Raw genomic sequence first — 23,350 nt, forward strand, 5'->3', positions numbered from 1 at the left:
GTGTTTTAAGGTAACGTTAAGTAAATTAGGTTATTTTTAAAGAAAATTTTTGTTCGAGAAAAAGTTTATTATAAATTTGCAACCTCTTTTGAGAGATTGGCCCATGGTGTAACTGGCAACACGTCTGGTTTTGGTCCAGAAGAGTCTAGGTTCGAGCCCTAGTGGGCCAACAAAAAATAATCCTTGTTCATTGTTTTGGGCAAGGATTTTTCATTTCGTATACCTAGGTTTTTATAGAAGTTAGTACTGTGCTGGATGCATCAACAATACATAGTTCAAAAACACGTTGAGGTAAAGCCTAGTGAGTAATTATTTTATTGCCTTTTGTAGCTTAATGACGACGTTGTTTATCAAAATAATTAATTTTAAATCTTAAATGTAATTACAGGTCTTTTTGCGTGATTTACCAAATCTTCGCTAATACTTCCATTTAAAAAATGTGCAATGCCTTGCCTGCCATGAGTGCTAATACCAATTAAATCGGCATCAATATCCTTTGAGAAATTTAAAACACCTTGCTCTATAGTAATATCATTATGTATATTAATAGTATAATTTTCAAATGATTGACCTGAGATGAAATCCTTAATTCGTGCGTTAGCTTCATAGGTAGTAATAAATTTGTTCGCGGTATTAACCATTAAAAGATGAATTTTAGCGCCAAAGCCTTCAGCAAGTTTAACGGCCTGTTTGTAAGTTGCTTTATTATCATTTTTAAAATCAGAAGCAAAAACAAAATCCTTAATATTGAAGGATTGATGTTCGTTTTTAATAACTAATACAGGGACATCAGAAGTCCTAACCACCTTCTCCGCATTTGAGCCAACAAACATTTCCATTAAGCCAGATGTTCCATGAGAGCCCATTATTATCATATCGATATCAAATTCCTTACAAGCTTCTTTTATTTCATTAAAAGTGATATCTGCTTTTACCGTTTCGTGTACAGTTAGTCCTTTGAGATAATCGCTATCCATTAAATCTTCAAATTTTTTATGTGCCAACCTCATAAAAAATAGTGCTTCCGGCACATCGCTATGTGCATTGATTGGATCTATTTGCTGCATAGGGATTTCCATCATGTGCAATAAATAGATGTCAGCATTAAATTTATTGGCCAGCATAGCGGCAACCTTTAAGGCATGCTCCGCCTGCTCAGAAAAGTCGGTAGGGACTAGAATGCGATTCATACAGAAATGATTTTTGTTAGTCTTATAAATTTACTAAAATAAATCTAGTTTACTCTGTTTGCCTGTCTTATTATTATATTGTATATTTGCATCAGCATTTAAGAAAATGAATATATGAGAGGACGGACGTCCTCTCTTTTTATATCAAAAAATAATGCAGGATATTGTTCAAAAGCTATTAGATGAGGCCCTAGAGGAGCGAAGTGATTTGTTTCTGTTAGATTTATCCATTTCTTTAGATAATTCTATTAAAGTGGTTATTGATGGTGACAATGGTGTTTTAGTAGAAGATTGTATGTATGTGAGCCGAGCTATAGAGCATAATTTAGACAGGGATGAGCATGATTTTTCCCTTGAAGTATTATCGGCAGGAGCCGCGGCTCCCCTTAAAATGCCTAGACAATATACAAAACATGTTGGGAGAAACCTGCAGGTAAAAACAGAGCAAGGTGAATCGTTCGAGGGCCAGCTCAAATCTGTTGAGGATGATACCATTCTTTTAACATGGAAAACAAGAGAGCCAAAGCCAGTTGGCAAAGGAAAAATTACTGTCACCAAAGAGCAAGTTATTGCATTTGTAGACATAAAGGAAGCAATAGTTAAGATTAAATTTTAATTCAAACCAATTATGGAAAATGTTGCGTTAATTGAGTCATTTTCAGAATTTAAAGATGATAAATTAATTGATAGGGTAACGCTAATGGCGATTCTAGAAGATGTGTTACGTAATGCATTGAAAAAGAAATACGGTGATGACGATAACTTCGACATTATCATTAATCCAGATAAAGGTGATTTAGAGATCTGGAGGAACCGAATTGTTGTTGCTAATGGTGAAGTCGAGGAGCCAAATCAAGAAATAGAACTATCTGAAGCTCAGAAAATTGAACCGGATTTTGAAGTTGGTGAAGACGTTGCAGAAGAGGTGAAATTAATTGATTTGGGACGACGTTCTATTTTAGCATTAAGACAAAACCTGATTGCTAAGATTCATGAGCACGATAACACCAATATCTACAAGCAGTTTAAAGAATTAGAAGGTGAAATTTACACGGCTGAAGTTCACCACATAAGACATAGAGCAATTATATTGTTGGATGATGATGGAAATGAAATTATTTTGCCTAAAGAGAAGCAGATTCCTTCGGATTTCTTTAGAAAAGGTGAAAATGTCCGTGGTATTATTGAGAGTGTAGAACTCAAAGGAAGCAAGCCGGCCATTATTATGTCTAGGACATCTCCTGTATTTTTGGAGAAGTTGTTCGAGCAAGAGATTCCAGAAGTTTTTGACGGGTTAATTACGGTTAAAAAAGTAGTGAGGATTCCGGGCGAAAAAGCAAAAGTTGCTGTAGATTCTTATGACGATAGAATTGATCCCGTGGGTGCTTGTGTAGGGATGAAGGGCTCAAGAATTCATGGTATTGTTAGGGAGCTAGGAAACGAAAACATTGATGTGATCAACTTTACCAATAACATTCAGTTGTTTGTAACAAGAGCATTAAGTCCAGCCCGTGTTACTTCGTTAAAATTAGATGAAGAAAATATGCGCGCCGAAGTACTGCTAAAACCTGAAGAGGTTTCTAAGGCCATCGGTAGAGGAGGTCACAACATTAGATTGGCAGGACAATTAACAGGATTTGAGATTGACGTATTTAGAGAAGGGGCTGAAGAGGATGTAGAGCTATCGGAATTTAGCGATGAAATAGATGGGTGGATTATAGAAGAGTTCAGTAAGGTTGGCCTAGACACGGCTAAAAGCATATTAGAACTAGACATTGAGGATTTAGTTAAACGTACAGATTTAGAAGAGGAAACTATTACAGAGGTGATAAAAATTCTGAGAGAAGAATTTGAAGAATAATACCTATCAATTCAAATGTTTCACAAAGTTGAATTGATAAAATAATTATAAGTTTTATATTACAGGCAATTTATGGCTCAAATAAGAATAAATAAAGTATTAAGGGAATTGAATATCTCGTTAGATCGTGCAGTAGATTTTTTAGAATCTAAAGGCATTGAAATTGAGAAGAGCCCAAATACAAAAATTTCACAGGAGGTTTATGATACATTAGCTGATGAATTTCAGACTGATGCAACCAAGCGTGAGAAAGCCCAGGAAGTGAGCGAGGCCAAACTCAAAGAGAAAGAAAAGCTCAGAGAGCAAAGAGAGCGCGAGATTGAAGAAAAACAGAAAAAGGAGCCTGCACAGGAAACCGTAGTTAAAGCAAAGGCAGAGTTGAGTGGACCAAAGAAAGTTGGTAAAATAGAATTAGACAAGCCAAAAGCCAAGCCTAAAGAAGAACCAAAACCTGAAGCCGAAGTGCCAACTGAGCCAACTAAGCCAGTTGAAATAAAGGAAAAAAAGAAAAAAGCTCCAGTAACTCCTAAAAAAGGGGAAAAGATAAAAGAAGAAGTTTCTGAGCCTGAGTCGAATGAACCTGTTGAAGCAAAATTAAAAACACAGTATCAAAAGCTGTCGGGTCCTACAACTACTGGGAAGAAAATAGACCTTTCTAAATTCAATAAACCTAAAAAGAAAAAAGAGGATAAGCCTAAAGACGATAAGGGCGGAAACAAACGTAAGCGACGAAGAATAAGTAAGGCAGGTGGTGATAAACCGAATTTTGATAATCGCAGACAACGTGGTAAAACTGGCAACAGGCCTAAAGTTGTAAAGGAAGAACCAAGTGAAGAAGATGTACAAAAACAAATTCGTGAAACTCTAGAAAAGCTTCAAGGTAAGTCCAATAAAGGAAAAGGTGCTAAATATAGAAGAGAGAAAAGAGAACAACATAGAGAGCAGACAGAGAAAGATCTTCAAGCTGAAGCAGCAGAGAGTAAAATTCTAAAAGTAACAGAATTTGTTACGGTTAGTGAAGTTGCCACAATGATGAATGTTGGTGTTACAGAGGTAATTTCTGCATGTATGTCATTGGGAATGATGGTTACTATGAACCAAAGACTAGATGCTGAGACACTGTCTATTGTTGCAGACGAATTTGGTTATGAGGTTGAGTTTGTAACCACAGACATCGAAGAAGCCATAGAAGAAGCACAAGATAGTCCTGAAGATTTAAAACCGAGGGCACCAATTGTTACTGTAATGGGTCACGTTGATCACGGTAAAACTTCTTTGCTTGATTATATAAGAGAAGAAAATGTAATAGCAGGTGAATCAGGTGGTATTACCCAGCATATCGGTGCTTACGGCGTTGAGTTGGCTAATGGCCAAAAAATAGCATTCTTAGATACTCCTGGTCACGAGGCCTTTACCGCAATGCGTGCTCGTGGGGCACAAGTTACTGATATCGCTATTATCGTTGTAGCAGCAGACGATGCGATAATGCCGCAAACTAAAGAAGCTATTTCACACGCTCAGGCAGCAGGAGTGCCAATAGTTTTTGCAATAAATAAGATTGATAAACCAGATGCCAATCCAGAAAAGGTAAAAGAAGGCCTTGCGAATATGAATTTGTTGGTAGAAGATTGGGGTGGAAAAATTCAATCTCATGATATTTCTGCAAAGGTTGGAACGGGCATTAAGGAACTTCTAGAAAAAGTATTGCTAGAGGCCGAGTTGTTAGAACTTGAAGCTAACCCTAATAAACCTGCTAATGGTACTGTAGTTGAAGCCTACCTAGATAAAGGTAGAGGTTATGTTTCTACAATTTTAGTACAAGCAGGTACTTTAAGAGTAGGAGACTACGTTCTTGCTGGCAAGCATAGTGGAAAAGTTAAGGCTATGCAAGATGAACGAGGCAACGAAGTTAAAGAAGCAGGTCCGTCAACACCAGTTTCTATATTAGGTCTGGATGGGGCGCCTCAAGCGGGTGATAAGTTTAGTGTGTTTGAAGATGAGCGTGAAGCCAAGCAAATAGCTACAAAACGCACCCAATTGCAACGAGAGCAATCTGTACGAACTCAGCGTCATATTACTTTAGATGAAATTGGTAGACGTATCGCTTTAGGAGATTTCCAAGAATTGAACATTATTCTTAAAGGTGATGTGGATGGTTCTGTTGAAGCATTAACAGATTCCTTCCAGAAATTATCAACAGAAGAAATACAGGTTAATATAATTCATAAAGGCGTTGGAGCCATAACCGAAAGTGATGTGCTTTTAGCTTCTGCATCAGATGCCATTATCGTCGGATTTAATGTAAGACCTGTAGGTAATGCTAGAGCAATTGCTGATAAGGAAGAAATTGATATAAGAACATATTCCATTATTTACGATGCCATTAATGATCTTAAAGATGCAATGGAAGGTATGTTATCTCCAGAGCTCAAAGAAGAAATTACTGGTACAGCTGAGATAAGAGAGACCTTTAAGATTTCTAAAATAGGAACAATTGCTGGATGTATGGTAACCAATGGAAAAATTTACAGAAATTCAGGAGTTAGAATTATTAGAGATGGAGTGGTAGTCTTTACTGGTGAGTTGACTTCTTTAAAACGTTTTAAAGACGATGTTAAAGAAGTGTCTAAAGGTTACGATTGTGGTATGCAAATCAAAAATTATAATGATATCAAAGAAGGTGATATTATAGAAGCATTCCAAGAAGTAGAAGTAAAGAAAACGCTGAAGTAAATAGAATTTTATAGAAATAAAAAAGAGCGGTTTTACCGCTCTTTTTTATTTTTTAATAAGTCTGTTTTTGGTTGAAAAATAATAGCATTCATATAATTTTTCTTTATTTTTTGAAGAGCTCGATCCGCTTCAAGCCTTGAGGCAAAATTGCCTACCCAAACTTTATAATTTGGTGTATTCCATTCTATTTCAACAGGAAAATTATCGTATAAGTCCAGAAAGTTTGCCTTTTCTTTTTGCGCCTTATCTGGATCAACACTTTGGTAAACTTGTATCTTGTAAACTTTTAAAGTAGAAATATCTTTCTTATACTCTAGGAGTTTATCAATGTCTGGGTGCTGTGTTACGGTAACTTGCCCTTCTTGAGCAATCATCCATAAGGGATGTCCAATAAAGCAAATTGTAATTAATATAAATCTATAGATATTTTTCATTAATCATTATTTTGAGACAAAGTTATATTTATTTCTAAAAACGCTTTCTTACAACACATTATTACTAATTATAAAGATATATAACGTATATATTTTAACCAAAAAATAGATTGAAAGTACAGCAAAACAAGTTAGTTCGGCTATTATTTAGAATAATTATAAATTAGCTATTAACACTTCACTAACATTCCGAAAATCGACTTTATATCTTACTTTTGCCAGAGTTTTTATCAACATGATTTTTATCATATTTTGAAAAAATCGTACCAAACTTTAGAAGATAATTCAACATATAATATGAAACACGTTATCTACCGTAATTTAACCTCTAAGATTCTTAGTTTCGGTTTTATTTTTTTCCTTACGTTTTCAATTTCACTTAATGCCCAAGACGAAACTGCAGCAACTGCTGGCGACCCTGTAAACGGGAAGTCGTTGTTTAATGCAAATTGTGCTGCTTGTCATAAATTAAACAAGCCAATGACAGGTCCGGCTTTAGCCAATGTTGAGCAACGTCTTTATGACGAGGAAGGGCTAGACAGGGAGTGGTTGAATAAGTGGATTAGAAATAGTTCTGCATTGATTAAGTCTGGTGATGCCTATGCAAACAAGGTTTACAATGAATGGAATCAGGTAGCAATGAATGCTTTTCCTCAATTGACGGATCAACAAATCACTGATATTTTAGCCTACACGGCTGCACCACCTCCAGCACCTGTAGTTGCGGATACGGCTGTTGCCCAAGAAGGTGGAGGTGCTCAAGGAGGCATTTCTAATGAGATTATTTTAGGAGCGTTAGCTGTTCTCTTTGGCTTGTTGGCCATGGCTTTAATAGTCGTAAAACGTACATTGAATCGTTTTGCTGATGCTAAAGGTATTCCAGTAGTTGAAGAAGGCGAGAAGCGTTTACCCTTATGGAAAGCTTTCGCACAAAACCAATTTTTAGTTTTGGTAACGTCAATTTTCTTTTTACTATCCAGTGGTTATTTTGTCTACGGTTACTTAATGCAAGTTGGAATTGACCAAGGATATGAGCCTGTGCAACCAATACATTACTCACATAGAATCCATGCTGGTGATAATGGAATCGATTGTAAATACTGTCACTCTTCGGCAAGAGTATCTAAGCATTCAGGTATTCCATCACTTAACATCTGTATGAATTGTCACAAAGCTATCGGTGAAGTTGCTGAAGTTACCCAACAAGAGGGTATTAATGAGTACGGTGTAGATTACAATGCAGAAATTCAGAAGTTATATAAAGCCGTGGGCTGGGATGAAAGCACACAGTCTTATACAGGTGAAACAGCTCCTGTAGAATGGATAAGAATTCACAATTTACCAGATTTGGCTTATTTTAATCATGCTCAGCACGTGTCGGTTGCAGGTGTAGAATGCCAGACATGTCACGGACCAGTTGAAGAAATGGAAATAATGTATCAGCATGCGCCATTAACTATGGGTTGGTGTATTAATTGTCACAGAGAGACGAATGTGAACGTGAAGGATAATGGCTATTATACTAAGATACATGAAGAGTTGTCCAAAAAATATGGTGTGGACCAATTGACCGCTGCACAAATGGGTGGTTTAGAGTGTGGTAAGTGTCACTATTAATTGTTAATTAGAAGTAATTCATAGATATATGTCATCAAACAAGAAATACTGGAAAAGTGTTGAAGAACTAAACGAAAACAGTTCTTTAATAGAGACGCTTCAACAGAATGAGTTTGTAGAAGAAATCCCAACAGATGAGTTTTTGGGTGATAAGGATTCTTTAGAGTCGTCATCAACATCGCGAAGAGATTTCTTAAAATATGTAGGTTTCAGTACAGCAGCGGCATCTTTAGCCGCTTGTGAAGGTCCTGTAATTAAGTCTATTCCTTATGTGGTACAACCTAAGGAAATCATACCTGGTGTAGCTAATTATTATGCTACTACAATAGCAGATGGTTACGACTTTGCAAGTGTTTTAGTTAAAACTCGTGAAGGACGACCTATAAAAATAGAGAACAATACTGATGCCGCCACTAATGGAATGGCAAATGCAAGAGTGCATGCATCTATTTTAGGTCTTTACGATAACTTAAGAGTAAAGGCACCAACGAAAGGAGGTTCAGCAATCTCTTGGGATACATTTATGGCTGAAACTACATCTAAGCTAGATGTGTTAAAAGCAGAAGGAAAGGAGATAGCTATCCTTACACAGACTTTTTCAAGTCCGTCTACACGAAATTTAATAGCAGATTTTAAGGAAGAGTATACAAATGTGCGCCATGTAGAGTATGACGCTATATCAGAATCTAAAACTTTAGAAGCTTTTCAAGCTAAATATGGAGAGTATGCTATGGCTAACTACGATTTCTCTAAAGCCATGACCATAGTCTCTGTAGGAGCAGATTTTCTCGGTGATTGGCAGGGCGGAGGATATGAATCAGGTTATGCCAAGAATAGAATTCCGCAAAATGGAAAAATGTCTCGTCATATCCAGTTTGAGTCCAATATGAGTTTAACTGGAGCTAACGCAGATAAGCGTGTTCCAATGACTGGATCCGAACAGAAATTGGCATTGGCAAAATTATATAGCTATGTAACTGGTAATTCGGTTGGTGGTAGTTTGCCCGAAGGTTTAGATAAAGCAGTAAGAAGTGTTGCCTCTGAAATTAGTAAAGCAGGTAGCAATGCCGTAGTAGTTACTAGTATTCAGGATATAAATGCACAAACTGTAGTTTTAGAGTTGAACGAATACTTAAAAAGTAAGGCTTTTGACCCAAAAACAACCGTAAAAACAAGACGAGGTAACGATAACGCGGTTAAAAGTTTGGTTAATGATATGAAAGCAGGTAAAATTTCTGCAATTATCATGGCTGGTGTTAACCCAGTGTATACCTTGCCAAATAGCTCAGATTTTATAGAAGGTTTAAAGAAAACGGAGTTATCAATTTCTTTCTCAATGAAAGAGGACGAAACCTCGAGTGAGTGTCAATATATTGCGGCCTTACCTCATTATTTAGAATCTTGGGGAGACTATGAGTTTAAAAAAGGGCACTATAGCTTAATGCAACCAACCATAAGACCTTTATTTGACACCAAGCAATTTCAAGAAGTTTTAATGGGATGGACAGCTAACCAGCAGTCCTACCGTGACTACATAAAGCTAATTTGGTCTGAAGATATCTTAAACGGAGCATCTTTTAACAAAGCTGTCCAAGATGGTGTTTTCGTATCCTCCTATGATGAAATGGGCGATTATGACAAATTAGAGGAAAATAACTCAGGAAATGAAGATGACATAGAAATGCCTAGTGGAAATGCAGCCAGAGCGTTGGCTTCTTCTGCGAAGTCCAAAGGAATGGAATTGATTCTCTATCCCAAAGTAGGGATGGGAGACGGTCAACAAGCAAATAATCCTTGGTTACAAGAGTTCCCTGATCCAATAACAAGAACCTCTTGGGATAACTACCTTGCAGTTTCTAAAGCAGACGCTGACACTATGGGTTTTGTCAATGAGAACGTAGCAAATGGCGGACTTAATGGGTCTTATGCTAATGTTACCGTTAATGGTGTTACAGTATCAAATATTCCAGTTATCATTCAGCCTGGCCAAGCCAAAGGAACTGTTGGATTAGCATTTGGGTATGGAAAAACCAAAGGCTTAAAACAAGAAATGCAAACAGGTGTCAATGCTTATCCTTTGTATCAAAATTTTTCAAGTGTACAGAATGTAACAATTGAAAAGGCATCCGGAATGCATGAATTTGCCTGCGTTCAACTTCATAATACCTTAATGGGTAGAGGGGATATTATCAAGGAAACTACACTTGAAATCTTCAATACTAAAGATAAGAACTATTGGAATGCGATTCCAAAAGTATCTAAGGACCATATAGAAACACCTGTTACATCGCCAGATGTAGACCTTTGGGATTCTTTTGATCGTTCAATAGGTCATCACTTCAATTTATCAATTGATTTAAATGCATGTACAGGTTGTGGAGCATGTGTTATAGCGTGTCATGCAGAAAATAACGTCCCAGTCGTTGGAAAATCAGAAATGCGTCGTAGCCGCGATATGCACTGGTTGCGTATAGATAGATATTATTCATCTCAAGATTCTTTTGAAGGTGATAATGAGAAAAAGGATAACATCTCTGGACTTAGCAGTTCGTTGAGCGAATTTGGGGAAATGGAGAGCCCAGCGGACAATCCGCAAGTCGCTTTCCAGCCGGTAATGTGTCAGCACTGTAATCATGCACCTTGCGAAACAGTGTGTCCAGTTGCTGCTACAGTACATAGTCGTCAAGGTCAGAATCACATGGCTTACAACCGTTGTGTAGGTACGCGTTATTGTGCAAATAACTGTCCTTATAAAGTAAGACGATTTAACTGGTTCTTGTATAATAAAAACGATGAGTTTGATTACTATATGAACGATGACCTAGGACGAATGGTCCTTAACCCTGACGTAACTGTCCGTTCTAGAGGTGTGATGGAGAAATGTTCATTCTGTATCCAAAAAACTCAAAAAACTATATTGGACGCGAAGCGTGCTGGTCGTCCTGTTGAAGATGGAGAATTCCAAACAGCTTGTTCTGCTGCATGTGGCAATGGCGCTATGGTGTTTGGCGATATAAATGATGAGAGCAGTAAGATTGCAGAATTGAAAGAAGATGACAGAGCTTATCATTTATTAGAGAGCGTAGGTACAAAACCTAATGTGGTTTATCAAGCAAAAGTGAGAAACACAGCAAAAGCATAACTAAATTAAAGATTCAATTATATAATTATGGCGTCTCATTACGAAGCACCTATTAGAAGACCTTTAGTAACCGGAGAAAAATCCTATCACGATGTTACTGTAGACGTGGCAAGACCAGTTGAAGGTAAGGCCAACAAAGCTTGGTGGATAGTTTTTAGTATTTCTTTGGTAGCCTTTCTTTGGGGAATAGGTTGTATCATTTACACCATTTCCACAGGTATTGGAGTTTGGGGTCTCAATAAAACAGTAAACTGGGCTTGGGATATTACCAATTTTGTTTGGTGGGTAGGAATTGGCCACGCAGGAACTTTGATTTCTGCAGTACTGTTGTTATTCAGGCAAAAATGGAGAATGGCAATTAACCGCTCAGCAGAAGCGATGACTATCTTCTCAGTAGTACAAGCAGGTCTGTTTCCAATCATTCACATGGGTCGTCCATGGCTAGCGTATTGGGTACTCCCAATCCCAAACCAATTTGGATCTTTGTGGGTAAACTTTAACTCTCCATTATTGTGGGATGTATTTGCGATTTCTACATATCTGTCCGTGTCCTTAGTATTCTGGTGGACAGGATTATTACCTGATTTCGCAATGATACGTGATAGAGCGGTAAAGCCTTTCCAAAAGAAAATCTACTCATTAATTAGTTTTGGATGGTCGGGAAGAGCAAAAGACTGGCAACGGTTTGAAGAGGTTTCGCTGGTATTGGCTGGTTTGGCAACGCCATTAGTACTTTCCGTACATACGATAGTATCTTTTGATTTTGCTACTTCTGTAATTCCAGGTTGGCATACAACAATATTCCCACCCTACTTTGTTGCGGGTGCTATTTTCTCTGGGTTTGCTATGGTAAATACCCTTCTTATCATTATGAGAAAAGTATGTAGCTTAGAAGATTACATTACAGTACAACACATTGAACTAATGAACATAGTAATTATGCTTACAGGTTCTATAGTTGGTGTGGCCTATATTACAGAGCTTTTTATTGCCTGGTATTCTGGTGTTGAATATGAACAATATGCGTTTTTAAACAGAGCTACAGGACCTTACTGGTGGGCTTACTGGTCAATGATGACGTGTAATGTGTTCTCTCCTCAATTTATGTGGTTTAAAAGACTTAGAACTAGTATTATGTTCTCATTCTTTATATCTATAGTTGTTAATATTGGTATGTGGTTTGAGCGTTTCGTAATCATCGTTACATCGTTACACCGTGATTACTTACCATCATCATGGTCAATGTTTTCACCAACCTTCGTAGATATAGGAATATTTATAGGAACTATAGGATTCTTCTTTGTGCTATTCTTGTTGTACTCTCGTACATTCCCAGTAATTGCACAAGCTGAAGTAAAAACAATATTAAAATCATCTGGTGAGCGCTATAAAAGAATTAGAGAGAGCGGAGAAAGTTTAGTAGGTACTGGTACTGATGAAAGAACATCTAAGCCTTTAGAGGTTTCCAAATTAAATGTGAAGGCAGATGATAATAACCAGCATAAATTGAATAGCTTGTTTGAGGGCATTGGTAAATTTGATGCAGAAACTCAGACGGCTGACGATTTAAAGGTTATAAACGGCATTGGGCCAAAAATGGAAGAGGTGCTTAATAGCATAGGAATTTTCACTTATCTTCAGGTAAGCAGAATGACTAAAAAAGAATACGACTTGCTAGATTCAATTACAGGTTCATTCCCAGGTAGGGCTGAGCGCGACGATTGGTCTGGACAAGCTAAAAATTTATTAAATAACTAATATAGTCTATGGAAGCTTCAAAAGTAATTCATGCTATTTATACAGATGACGATATTTTAATGTCGGCCGTTAAGAAGGTTAAGGCAGAGAAACATCATATCGAAGAAATATATACACCATTCCCTGTTCATGGTCTAGACAAGGCAATGGGATTGGCGCCAACACGTATTGCAATAACATCGTTTATGTATGGTTGTGTTGGTTTGGCTGTAGCAATATTAATGATGAATTTCATTATGATTGAAGATTGGCCTCAAGATATTGGAGGTAAACCAAGCTTTAGTTACATAGAGAACATGCCGGCGTTTGTTCCAATTATGTTTGAGCTTACTGTATTTTTTGCAGCGCACTTAATGGTAATTACATTTTATTTACGAAGTAGAATGTGGCCGTTTAAAAAAGCTGAAAATCCAGACCCAAGAACTACAGACGACCATTTTTTGATGGAGATTGCAGTGCATGACAATGAAGATTCACTTACGAATTTATTAAAGGAAACAGGAGCTGTAGAAATTAATATTATTGATAAAGACGAAGAAGACGCACATTAATATGAAAACATTATTAAAATATAATCTCTTAGCGCTTATAGTAATTAGCTTGTCGTCTTGTAAGGATAATGCAAGCAGAAACTATCAGTACATGCCTAATATGTATGAGCCTATTAGCTATGAGGCATATCAAGAATCTGATGCATTTGCTAATGGTGTAGAGGCCCAAGTTCCAGCAGAAGGTACAGTACCACGAGGCGGATTTATGCCTTATGAATTCAAAGATACTAATGAAGGTTACGAATCTGCAAAAGCTACTTTAAAGAGCCCTATGGACTCTACTCAAATAGATTACGACAGAGGCAAGGAACTGTATGATGTATATTGTGGAATTTGTCACGGAACAAAAGGAGCAGGCCAAGGAAAACTTGTGAAACGAGAGAAAATATTGGGTGTTCCCAGTTATGCAGACGCAGGAAGAGCCATAACTACAGGTAGTATTTACCATGTCATTTATTATGGTAAAAATTCAATGGGTTCTTATGCAAATCAGCTTAATGAAGAAGAGCGTTGGCAGGTAGTTGCTTATGTTGAAAAACTTAAAGCAGAATTAGAAAAATAAGATTTAGATAAAGATTATATAAATGGAATATACATTTTCAAATCGATTAAAAATAGGTGCTATAGTCTGTATGGTCTTAGGGCTAATTGGTGTTGCTTATGGCTTCTACGATTCTCATAAATACGCAACTGTAGAGGACGTAAAAGTACTTCTTGCAAGTGAGGATCATGGAGGAGAACATTCAGCAGATGGTCACGGAAGTGCTCATGCAGAAGAAGGACACGGTACTGGTCATGCAGCTGCTGAAGGAGACCACGGCGAAGAAGCACATGTAGAGGGCCATGAAATGAGCCATGAAGAGCATGTATTGCACCAAATTCATAATAGACCATATGCAGCCTTGTATGTGGCGGCATTTTTCTTTTTCATGATTTCTTTAGGGGTTTTAGCATTCTATGCTATTCAATATGCAGCCCAAGCTGGTTGGTCACCTGTTCTATTTAGGGTTATGGAGGCTATAACAGCTTATGTTTTACCCGGAGCCCTTATTGTTCTTGCTATAGCTCTAGTTGCAAATAAGCACTTATTTGTATGGATGGATCCAGAAGTGGTAGCACACGATAAATTAATCCAAGGAAAATCAGGATTTCTGAATAAAGGCGTATTTATTGGGTTGAGTTTGTTCTTTATATTAGGGTGGAGTGCCTATCGCTATATAGTACGTAAGTTCTCTCTTGCACAAGATAATTCAGATAATAATTCTTATTTCAAAAAGGCCTTTAGATGGTCAGCTGGTTTTTTAGTATTCTACATAGTCACTGAGTCAATAGTATCTTGGTTATGGATAATGAGTGTTGACCCTCACTGGTTTAGTACTTTATTTGGATGGTACGTATTTGCCAGTATGTTTGTAAGTGGTATAACGGTTATAGCACTGATTGCGATATATCTAAAGTCTAAGGGATTATTAGAATTTGTAAATGATAGTCATATACACGATTTGGCTAAATTTATGTTCGGTATTAGTATTTTCTGGACGTACTTATGGTTCTCACAGTTTATGCTCATATGGTATTCAAATATTCCTGAAGAGGTAACCTATTATATTACTAGAATTGAGTATTATAAATTGCCATTCTTTGGTATGGTAGTAATGAATTTTATATTCCCATTGTTATTATTAATGAATAGCGATTACAAACGTATTCCTTGGTTTGTTGTAATGACTGGTATTGTTATATTATGTGGGCACTATATAGACGTCTTTAATATGATTATGCCTGCTACTGTGGTAGACAGATGGTTTATTGGAATTCCAGAAATAGGATCTGTTCTCTTGTTTGGTGGTCTATTTGTATTCTTTGTCTTTGCGGCCTTGAGTAAAGCACCGCTATTAGCAAAAGGGAACCCATTTATGAAGGAAAGTAAACACTTCCATTATTAAAAACTTTTAAAAACGAATAGATAAATAATGACTGCTTTATTAACAATCATAATTGTACTTTTTGTAGCTGTTGCCATGTGGCAAATGGTTAAGATTTTTGATTTATCCCAAGTAGGAGCATCAAATAATCAAATCGCAGATGATAAGGACAACAGAGTAAACGGTTACTTAATGCTAGGCTTTTTGGTATTCATATATGCCATTACAATTGTCAGCTTTATGTATTTAGGGGATTTACCATTAGTAGCTAATTCAGCTTCAGACCATGGTCCTGAAATAGATAATTTAATGGTCATTTCTATGGTTGTTATTTTCTTAGTTCAGATAGTAACCCAATTTTTACTGCACTATTTCGCATTTAAGTATAAGGGCGAGAAAGGAAGAAAAGCATTATTTTATGCAGATAATAATACCCTAGAATTTATCTGGACAATCATTCCTGTTATAGTCCTTGCTGGGTTAATTATATACGGTCTATTTACTTGGAATGACATAATGGGTATCGATGAGGAAGAAGATCCTATGGTCATTGAGTTATATGCGCAACAATTTAACTGGAAGGCTAGATACTCTGGCGATGATAATGTCTTAGGTAAAGCAAATGTTAGATTGATTGATATAGACAAGGCAAATATCCTTGGGGTAGATGAAAATGACCCTAACGCTCAAGATGATGTTATTGTAACAGAACTACACTTGCCAAAAGGCCGACCAGTATTGTTTAAGATGCGTTCACAAGATGTATTGCATTCTGCTTATATGCCACACTTTAGGGCTCAGATGAACTGCGTCCCAGGGATGGTTACACAATTTGCATTTACACCTACTGTTACAACAGAGGAAATGAGATTGAACCCAGATATAGTTGAAAAAGTAAAAAATATTAACGAACTTAGACAAGAAAGAAAAGCACAAATTGAGGAAGCTGGGCAAGACCTGCTTTATGAGTTTGATTATCTTTTATTGTGTAATAAGATTTGTGGAAAATCGCATTACAATATGCAAATGAAGATAATTGTGGAAACGCAGGAAGAGTTCGATGCCTGGATGGCAGAACAAACAAAGTTTTCAAACTCGTTATTGAAATAAAAAATTGTAAAAAAGAAAAAGATTAGAAGATTATGTCAGCAACAGTAGAAAATCACATTCACGACGACCACGACGTACATCACCACAAAGAAACGTTTATCACTAAGTACATCTTTAGTCAAGATCATAAAATGATAGCTAAGCAGTACTTAATTACCGGTGTACTAGTAATGGGTGTTATTGGAATTTTAATGTCCTTGATGATACGCATGCAAATAGCGTGGCCAGAACAACCAAATGTAATATTTGACACGCTACTTGGCAAATGGGCACCAGATGGTGTTATGGACGCAGATATTTATTTAGCACTAGTTACAATTCACGGAACCTTAATGGTGTTTTTTGTACTTACAGCTGGATTAAGTGGAACCTTTAGTAACCTCTTAATTCCATTACAAATTGGTGCAAGGGATATGGCATCTGGATTTCTTAATATGGTCTCATATTGGTTATTCTTTGTGTCATGTGTTATCATGATTGCTTCATTTTTTGTTGAGGCAGGTCCGGCAGCAGCTGGTTGGACGATATACCCACCATTATCGGCTTTACCTTTAGCTCAAGGTGGTTCGGGTCTAGGTATGACACTTTGGTTAGTTTCAATGGCAATATTTATTGCGTCGTCACTTTTGGGATCCCTAAATTACATCGTAACTGTTATTAATTTAAGGACCAAAGGTATGTCAATGACCAGATTACCACTTACAATTTGGGCATTTTTTGTAACTGCAGTAATAGGTGTAATTTCCTTCCCGGTATTGTTGTCTGCGGCTTTATTGTTAATAATGGATAGAAGTTTTGGAACTTCATTTTTCTTATCGGATATATTTATTCAGGGAGAGGTTTTACACTATCAAGGTGGTTCACCGGTATTATTTGAGCATCTATTCTGGTTCTTAGGTCACCCTGAAGTATATATCGTGTTATTGCCAGCATTAGGTATAACATCTGAAATTATTGCGACAAATTCGCGTAAACCTATCTTTGGCTATCGCGCCATGGTAGCATCAATTTTAGCTATTGCCTTTTTATCCACTATAGTTTGGGGTCACCACATGTTTATTTCTGGTATGAACCCATTCTTAGGATCGGTATTTACATTTACCACTTTATTAATAGCTATTCCTTCAGCAGTAAAGGCATTTAATTACATAACCACCTTATGGAAAGGTAATCTACAAATGAATCCAGCTATGTTGTTTTCAATTGGTTTGGTATCTACATTTATTACTGGTGGTTTAACAGGTATTATTTTAGGTGATAGCGCATTAGATATCAATGTTCACGACACATATTTTGTAGTGGCGCACTTCCATTTAGTAATGGGTATTTCAGCACTATATGGTGTATTTGCTGGAATTTACCATTGGTTCCCAAGAATGTATGGACGAATGATGAATAAAAATTTAGGATACTTGCATTTCTGGGTTACGGCAATATGTGCCTACGGTGTATTCTTCCCAATGCATTTTATAGGAATGGCAGGTTTACCAAGACGTTATTACACCAATTCAAACTTCCCACTTTTTGATGATACAACAAATACCCAAATGGTTATTACAATGTTTGCTTTGGTTGGTGGTGCTGTACAGTTAGTATTCTTATACAACTTTATTAGTAGTATCTTTTATGGAAAAAAATCAGAACAGAATCCATGGCGTTCTAACACATTAGAATGGACGGCTCCTGTAAAGCATATGCACGGTAATTGGCCCGGAGCAATCCCTCATGTATACCGTTGGTCATACGATTATAGTAAGCCAGGGCACGAGGAAGATTTTGTACCGCAAAATGTACCTTTAAAAGAAGGAGAGGAAGAACTACATCACTAAGTTGAGTATCATCCTAGAAATTATAAAAAAGCCTTTCCTCTTTGGAAAGGCTTTTTCTTTATCTTTGTTTAAAGCTGATGTTTTATAGACTTTAAATGTTTAATGTAATTTCAGCAGACTTCAAAACTAAATATGAACGAAAACCTTAATCCATCTAACGATAATTTTAGTCCAGAAGAACTCGATGTAGAAAAGAAGTTAAGGCCCTTAACGTTTGAGGATTTTACTGGTCAAGATCAAGTCCTAGAAAATCTCCTTGTTTTTGTTCAAGCTGCCAATTTACGTGACGAAGCTTTAGATCACACGTTGTTTCACGGACCTCCGGGATTGGGTAAAACAACACTTGCACATATTTTGGCTAACGAGTTAGATGTTGGTATCAAAGTTACTTCAGGTCCTGTATTGGATAAACCAGGAGATTTGGCAGGATTGCTTACTAATTTGGAAGATCGTGATGTGCTTTTCATTGATGAAATTCATCGCCTAAGCCCAATCGTAGAGGAGTATTTGTACTCGGCAATGGAAGATTATAAGATTGATATTATGATAGAGTCCGGACCAAATGCAAGGACAGTACAAATAAATCTTAATCCTTTTACTTTAGTTGGTGCGACAACCAGATCAGGTTTATTAACTGCACCAATGCGTGCCCGCTTTGGCATTAGTAGCCGTCTTCAATATTATAAAACAGATTTGTTAACTGCCATTGTCCAACGGAGTGCATCAATTCTGAACGTGCCAATATCTATGGAAGCTGCTATTGAAATAGCAGGTCGTAGCCGAGGAACACCACGTATAGCAAATGCATTGTTACGACGCGTAAGGGATTTTGCACAGATAAAAGGCAACGGAAATATTGATATAGCTATAGCCAGGTTTGCCCTAGAGGCGCTAAACGTAGATGCACATGGCTTAGATGAAATGGATAATAAAATTCTTAGTACAATAATAGATAAGTTTAAAGGAGGTCCTGTCGGAATTACCACTTTAGCTACAGCAGTGAGTGAGAGTGCAGAGACTATAGAGGAGGTTTATGAACCATTTCTGATACAACAAGGCTTCATCATGCGCACACCCCGTGGCCGTGAAGTGACAGAACAGGCTTATAAGCATTTAGGAAAAATTAAAGGACCAACGCAAGGCGGATTATTTTGACACCTTTTGTCATTCTGAACTTGTTTCAGAATCTTTTAATATGATCAACAACAAATCCAAATACACTGAACTTATTAAAACCGGAGCCAAACGCCTCGGTTTTTTATCTTGTGGTATAAGTAAAGCCGAATTTTTGGAAGAGGAGGCTCCGAGACTAGAAGCTTGGCTCAATAAGAGTATGCATGGCGAAATGCGCTATATGGAAAACTATTTTGATAAGCGCTTAGATCCAACCTTACTGGTTGAAGGTTCTAAAAGTGTGGTGTCTTTGCTGTTGAATTACTACCCGTCGGAATTTCAAAATGAAGAATCATATAAACTATCTAAATACGCCTACGGTACAGACTATCACTTTGTGATAAAGGATAAGTTAAAAGAACTATTGCACTTTATTAAAGAGGAAATAGGACATGTTCACGGCCGTGCTTTTGTAGATTCTGCACCTGTTTTGGACAAAGCCTGGGCTGCAAAGTCTGGTTTAGGTTGGATGGGCAAGCACTCAAATTTACTGACCCAACAAGTAGGTTCCTTTTATTTTATTGCAGAGCTTATCATTGATTTAGAATTAGAATATGACACGCCCGTAACTGACCATTGTGGTACTTGTACGGCGTGTATCGACGCTTGTCCAACAAAAGCCATAACTGAGCCTTATGTGGTAGATGGTAGCAAGTGTATTTCCTATTTTACCATAGAATTAAAAGAAAATATCCCAACAGAATTTAAAGATCAATTGGACAATTGGATGTTTGGCTGTGATGTTTGTCAGGACGTCTGCCCTTGGAACCGCTTTTCAAAATCCCATAAGGAGCCTCTGTTCTATCCGCATCCAGAATTATTGGATATGACTAAAAAAGATTGGGATGAGATTACAGAAGATACCTTTAAGAAGGTATTTAATAACTCTGCCGTAAAACGTACAAAATTTTCTGGATTAAAAAGGAATATTGAATTTTTGAAAAAGTAAATTAAAGCTGACGTTGCTTATCTTTGTTTCATAATCCATTAGGTATATGAGCAAAGAAAGTAAACGTATTGAAGCTTTGGTATATCATGCCAAACCAACTCCAGGTAAGATAAAAGTAGTCCCATCTAAGAAATACGCCACTCAGCGCGACTTATCACTCGCCTATTCTCCAGGTGTTGCAGAGCCCTGTTTAGAAATTGAAAAGGCTATTGAGAACGTGTATAAGTACACTGCAAAAGGAAATTTAGTTGCAGTAATTTCAAATGGTACAGCAGTTCTAGGTCTTGGAAATATTGGTCCTGAAGCCTCTAAGCCAGTTATGGAGGGTAAAGGCCTTCTCTTTAAGATTTTCGCGGATATTGATGTATTTGATATAGAAGTTGACACTGAGGATGTGGACGCTTTTGTAGAAACCGTGAAACATATTGCACCAACTTTTGGAGGTATTAATCTCGAGGACATTAAAGCCCCAGAAGCTTTTGAGATAGAACGAAGACTTAAAGAAGAGTTGGATATTCCCGTGATGCACGATGACCAACACGGAACAGCCATTATCTCTGCGGCCGCTTTATTAAATGCGTTAGAACTGGCCAATAAAACTATTGAAGAGGTTAAAATTGTTGTTAGTGGAGCAGGTGCGGCTGCTGTATCTTGTACAAGGCTTTACAAAGCTTTTGGTGCAAAACAAGACAATATAGTTATGCTGGATAGCAAAGGTGTTATAACCCAGGACCGTGAAAATCTAACACCTCAAAAAGCTGAATTTGCAACAAAACGTAATATTGGAACCTTGAATGAAGCCATGAAAGATGCTGATGTATTTATTGGATTGTCGAAAGCAAATATTGTGACTCCTGAAATGTTGAGTTCCATGGCTAAAAATCCAATCGTTTTTGCCATGGCGAATCCAGACCCAGAAATAGCCTATAAACTGGCTATTGAAACACGTGAGGATATTATAATGGCTACAGGTAGGAGCGATCATCCTAATCAGGTAAATAATGTGCTGGGCTTCCCATTTATTTTTAGAGGAGCGCTAGATGTTAGAGCTACAAAAATAAATGAGGACATGAAAATGGCGGCAGTAAAGGCATTGTCTAATTTAGCTAAAGAACCAGTACCAGAACAGGTAAATATCGCTTATGGAGAAACACGTCTCACTTTTGGGCGGGACTATATAATTCCGAAACCATTTGACCCTAGGCTCATTGCTGAAATTCCACCTGCGGTTGCTAGAGCTGCAATGGATACCGGTGTGGCTAAAGAACCTATTGAAGATTGGAATAGATATAAAAACAATCTTTTAGACAGATTAGGGTCTGACAACAAGTTGGTAAGACTATTGCTCAACCGAGCACGTACCAATCCAAAGCGAGTGGTATTTACCGAAGCAGACCAACTAAATGTTTTAAAGGCAGCACAAATTGTATATGATGAAGGAGTGGCAGAACCTATTTTACTAGGAAGGGAAGACGCTATAAAATCCATGATGCAGGAAATAGACTTTGAGGCTGAAGTACAAATCATTGACCCCAAGGCAGATAACCAAACGGAGCGCAAAAATAAATATGCCGACGCCTATTGGGAGAAACACAAACGCGATGGTGTTACTCAATATTCTGCGCGAAAAATTATGCGCGAACGGAATTATTTTGGAGCAATGATGGTTAATGAGGGCGATGCCGATGCCCTAATATCTGGTTTTTCCAGAAGTTATCCAAGTGTGGTTAAGCCAATGCTAGAACTTATTGGGATGGCTAAAGGGGTTACACGTGTTGCCACAACTAATGTAATGATGACCCAACGAGGACCATTATTTCTTAGTGATACGGCAATAAATATAGATCCCACTGCGGAAGACTTAGCGCGAATTGCATATATGACCTCAAAGGTATGTAAGATGTTTGGCGTTGACCCAATAATTGCTATGACCTCCTATTCAAACTTTGGGTCATCTAATCACCCAAATGCATCTAAAGTTAATAAAGCCGTAAAAATACTTCACGACACCTATCCTAATATGGTAGTCGATGGAGAGGTACAAACAGATTTTGCACTTAATCCAGATATGCTTCAGGATATCTTTCCGTTCTCTAAGTTGGCAGGCAGAAAAGTTAACACCTTGATTTTTCCGAATTTAGATTCAGCTAACATTACCTATAAACTCCTTAAAGAATTAAATAAGGCAGAATCTATTGGGCCTATAATGATTGGCATGAACAAGCCAGTTCACATCCTGCAATTGGACGCTAGCGTTGATGAAATTGTAAACATGGCTTCCGTTGCCGTCATCGATGCTCAAGAGCGCGAAAAACGACAGCAGAAACAATGAGATTTTTAACTGATATATCCCAATTTGAATTGTAAATAAATTTATTACATTTGGGACGTTAACCTATGAACTAAAAGAAATACTGATTAGATGCTTTTTATATGAGAAAAGCATTCATAATTCCATGGTTTAAATAGGTTAATCTAAGTTCAGAGTAGAATTTTATGATTACACACTTAGAGGGTAAACTTGTTGAAAAAAACCCTACCGATGTTGTTATAGATTGCAATGGTGTAGGTTATTTTATAAACATTTCGCTTCATACATTTTCACAGATTCCAGATAAGGAACATCTGAAGCTGTATACGTTTTTGCAGGTTAGAGAGGATTCTCATAGTCTTTACGGGTTCTCGTCAAAGATAGAACGTGAAATTTTCAAATTATTAATTTCCGTTAGCGGTATTGGAGCCAATACGGCACGCACCATGTTATCATCACTTTCTCCGGATCAAGTAAAAGAAGGAATAGCCAATGAAAATGTGGCTTTAATTCAAAGTGTGAAAGGCATTGGAGCGAAGACCGCTCAACGTGTTATTATTGATTTAAAGGACAAAGTGTTAAAAGTCTATGGTCTAGACGAACTTTCATTAATACCGAACAATACTAACAAAGATGAAGCGTTATCTGCTTTAGACGTTTTAGGCTTTAACAAAAAACAGTCGGAAAAAGTAATAGAGAGAATTATAAAAAACCAACCAGATGCCCAAGTGGAGCAAATCATTAAAGAAGCTCTTAAAAACTTGTAA

17 protein-coding genes and 1 tRNA gene are annotated in these 23,350 nt (G+C 37.2%); 16 read left to right on the top strand and 2 right to left on the bottom strand.

The annotated features are described in order from the left end of the window. The first annotated feature begins 97 nt into the window (after positions 1–97). Positions 98–170 (top strand) — tRNA-Gln (locus J4050_RS02175). 195 nt (positions 171–365) lie between these two features. On the opposite strand, the gene J4050_RS02180 is transcribed toward J4050_RS02175, so the two are convergent. Continuing rightward, positions 366–1,190, bottom strand: a complete 825-nt coding sequence (locus J4050_RS02180; RefSeq protein ID WP_208152292.1) for a universal stress protein — start codon at positions 1,188–1,190, stop codon at positions 366–368. 154 nt (positions 1,191–1,344) lie between these two features. Here J4050_RS02180 and rimP point away from each other — a divergent pair, with 154 nt between their 5' ends. The 3 genes from rimP to infB all read left to right on the top strand — a co-directional run bounded on the left by rimP (position 1,345) and on the right by infB (position 5,784). Then, the gene (rimP, locus tag J4050_RS02185; protein ID WP_243878522.1) at positions 1,345–1,806 is read left to right on the top strand and encodes a ribosome assembly cofactor RimP; all 462 of its coding nucleotides are present in this window, start codon (positions 1,345–1,347) and stop codon (positions 1,804–1,806) included. Between the two features lie 12 nt (positions 1,807–1,818). After that, on the top strand, positions 1,819–3,051 hold the full coding sequence (nusA, locus tag J4050_RS02190) for a transcription termination factor NusA (RefSeq protein WP_208152293.1): 1,233 nt from the start codon (positions 1,819–1,821) through the stop codon (positions 3,049–3,051). A 72-nt stretch (positions 3,052–3,123) separates the two neighbouring features. Next, positions 3,124–5,784 carry a translation initiation factor IF-2 gene (gene infB / locus J4050_RS02195; RefSeq protein WP_208152294.1) on the top strand — a complete coding sequence of 887 codons (2,661 nt, stop codon included), beginning with the start codon at positions 3,124–3,126 and terminating at the stop codon, positions 5,782–5,784. Between the two features lie 32 nt (positions 5,785–5,816). Here infB and J4050_RS02200 read toward each other — a convergent pair whose 3' ends face one another. After that, a complete protein-coding gene (locus tag J4050_RS02200; protein ID WP_208152295.1) occupies positions 5,817–6,218 on the bottom strand; it encodes an SPOR domain-containing protein in 402 nt (133 codons plus the stop codon). Between the two features lie 297 nt (positions 6,219–6,515). Here J4050_RS02200 and J4050_RS02205 point away from each other — a divergent pair, with 297 nt between their 5' ends. The 12 genes from J4050_RS02205 (at position 6,516) to ruvA (ending at position 23,350) form a co-directional block, all read left to right on the top strand. Next, entirely contained in the window at positions 6,516–7,835 is a 1,320-nt protein-coding gene (locus J4050_RS02205; protein WP_208152296.1) for a c-type cytochrome, read from the top strand. Positions 7,836–7,863: 28 nt separating this feature from the next. After that, positions 7,864–10,977, top strand: coding sequence for a TAT-variant-translocated molybdopterin oxidoreductase (locus J4050_RS02210; RefSeq protein ID WP_208152297.1), 3,114 nt, complete (start codon positions 7,864–7,866; stop codon positions 10,975–10,977). 27 nt (positions 10,978–11,004) lie between these two features. Continuing rightward, positions 11,005–12,735 (top strand): helix-hairpin-helix domain-containing protein, encoded by a 1,731-nt coding sequence (locus J4050_RS02215; RefSeq protein ID WP_208152298.1) that lies wholly within the window; start codon positions 11,005–11,007, stop codon positions 12,733–12,735. A gap of 8 nt (positions 12,736–12,743) precedes the next feature. Next, a complete protein-coding gene (locus J4050_RS02220; protein WP_208152299.1) occupies positions 12,744–13,286 on the top strand; it encodes a DUF3341 domain-containing protein in 543 nt (180 codons plus the stop codon). 1 nt (position 13,287) lies between these two features. Further along, positions 13,288–13,848, top strand: a complete 561-nt coding sequence (locus tag J4050_RS02225; RefSeq protein ID WP_208152300.1) for a c-type cytochrome — start codon at positions 13,288–13,290, stop codon at positions 13,846–13,848. A 22-nt stretch (positions 13,849–13,870) separates the two neighbouring features. Further along, entirely contained in the window at positions 13,871–15,232 is a 1,362-nt protein-coding gene (locus J4050_RS02230; protein WP_208152301.1) for a quinol:cytochrome C oxidoreductase, read from the top strand. Between the two features lie 27 nt (positions 15,233–15,259). Further along, positions 15,260–16,321, top strand: a complete 1,062-nt coding sequence (locus J4050_RS02235) for a cytochrome c oxidase subunit II (protein WP_208152302.1) — start codon at positions 15,260–15,262, stop codon at positions 16,319–16,321. Positions 16,322–16,353: 32 nt separating this feature from the next. Beyond that, on the top strand, positions 16,354–18,150 hold the full coding sequence (locus J4050_RS02240) for a cytochrome c oxidase subunit I (RefSeq protein ID WP_208152303.1): 1,797 nt from the start codon (positions 16,354–16,356) through the stop codon (positions 18,148–18,150). A 132-nt stretch (positions 18,151–18,282) separates the two neighbouring features. Beyond that, positions 18,283–19,305, top strand: a complete 1,023-nt coding sequence (gene ruvB, locus J4050_RS02245) for a Holliday junction branch migration DNA helicase RuvB (protein WP_208152304.1) — start codon at positions 18,283–18,285, stop codon at positions 19,303–19,305. A gap of 40 nt (positions 19,306–19,345) precedes the next feature. After that, on the top strand, positions 19,346–20,272 hold the full coding sequence (gene queG, locus J4050_RS02250) for a tRNA epoxyqueuosine(34) reductase QueG (RefSeq protein ID WP_243878523.1): 927 nt from the start codon (positions 19,346–19,348) through the stop codon (positions 20,270–20,272). Positions 20,273–20,318: 46 nt separating this feature from the next. Beyond that, a complete protein-coding gene (locus J4050_RS02255) occupies positions 20,319–22,604 on the top strand; it encodes an NADP-dependent malic enzyme (protein WP_208152305.1) in 2,286 nt (761 codons plus the stop codon). 164 nt (positions 22,605–22,768) lie between these two features. After that, entirely contained in the window at positions 22,769–23,350 is a 582-nt protein-coding gene (gene ruvA / locus J4050_RS02260) for a Holliday junction branch migration protein RuvA (RefSeq protein WP_208152306.1), read from the top strand.

Source organism: Winogradskyella pelagia (assembly GCF_017581965.1).
Lineage (GTDB): Bacteria > Bacteroidota > Bacteroidia > Flavobacteriales > Flavobacteriaceae > Winogradskyella > Winogradskyella pelagia.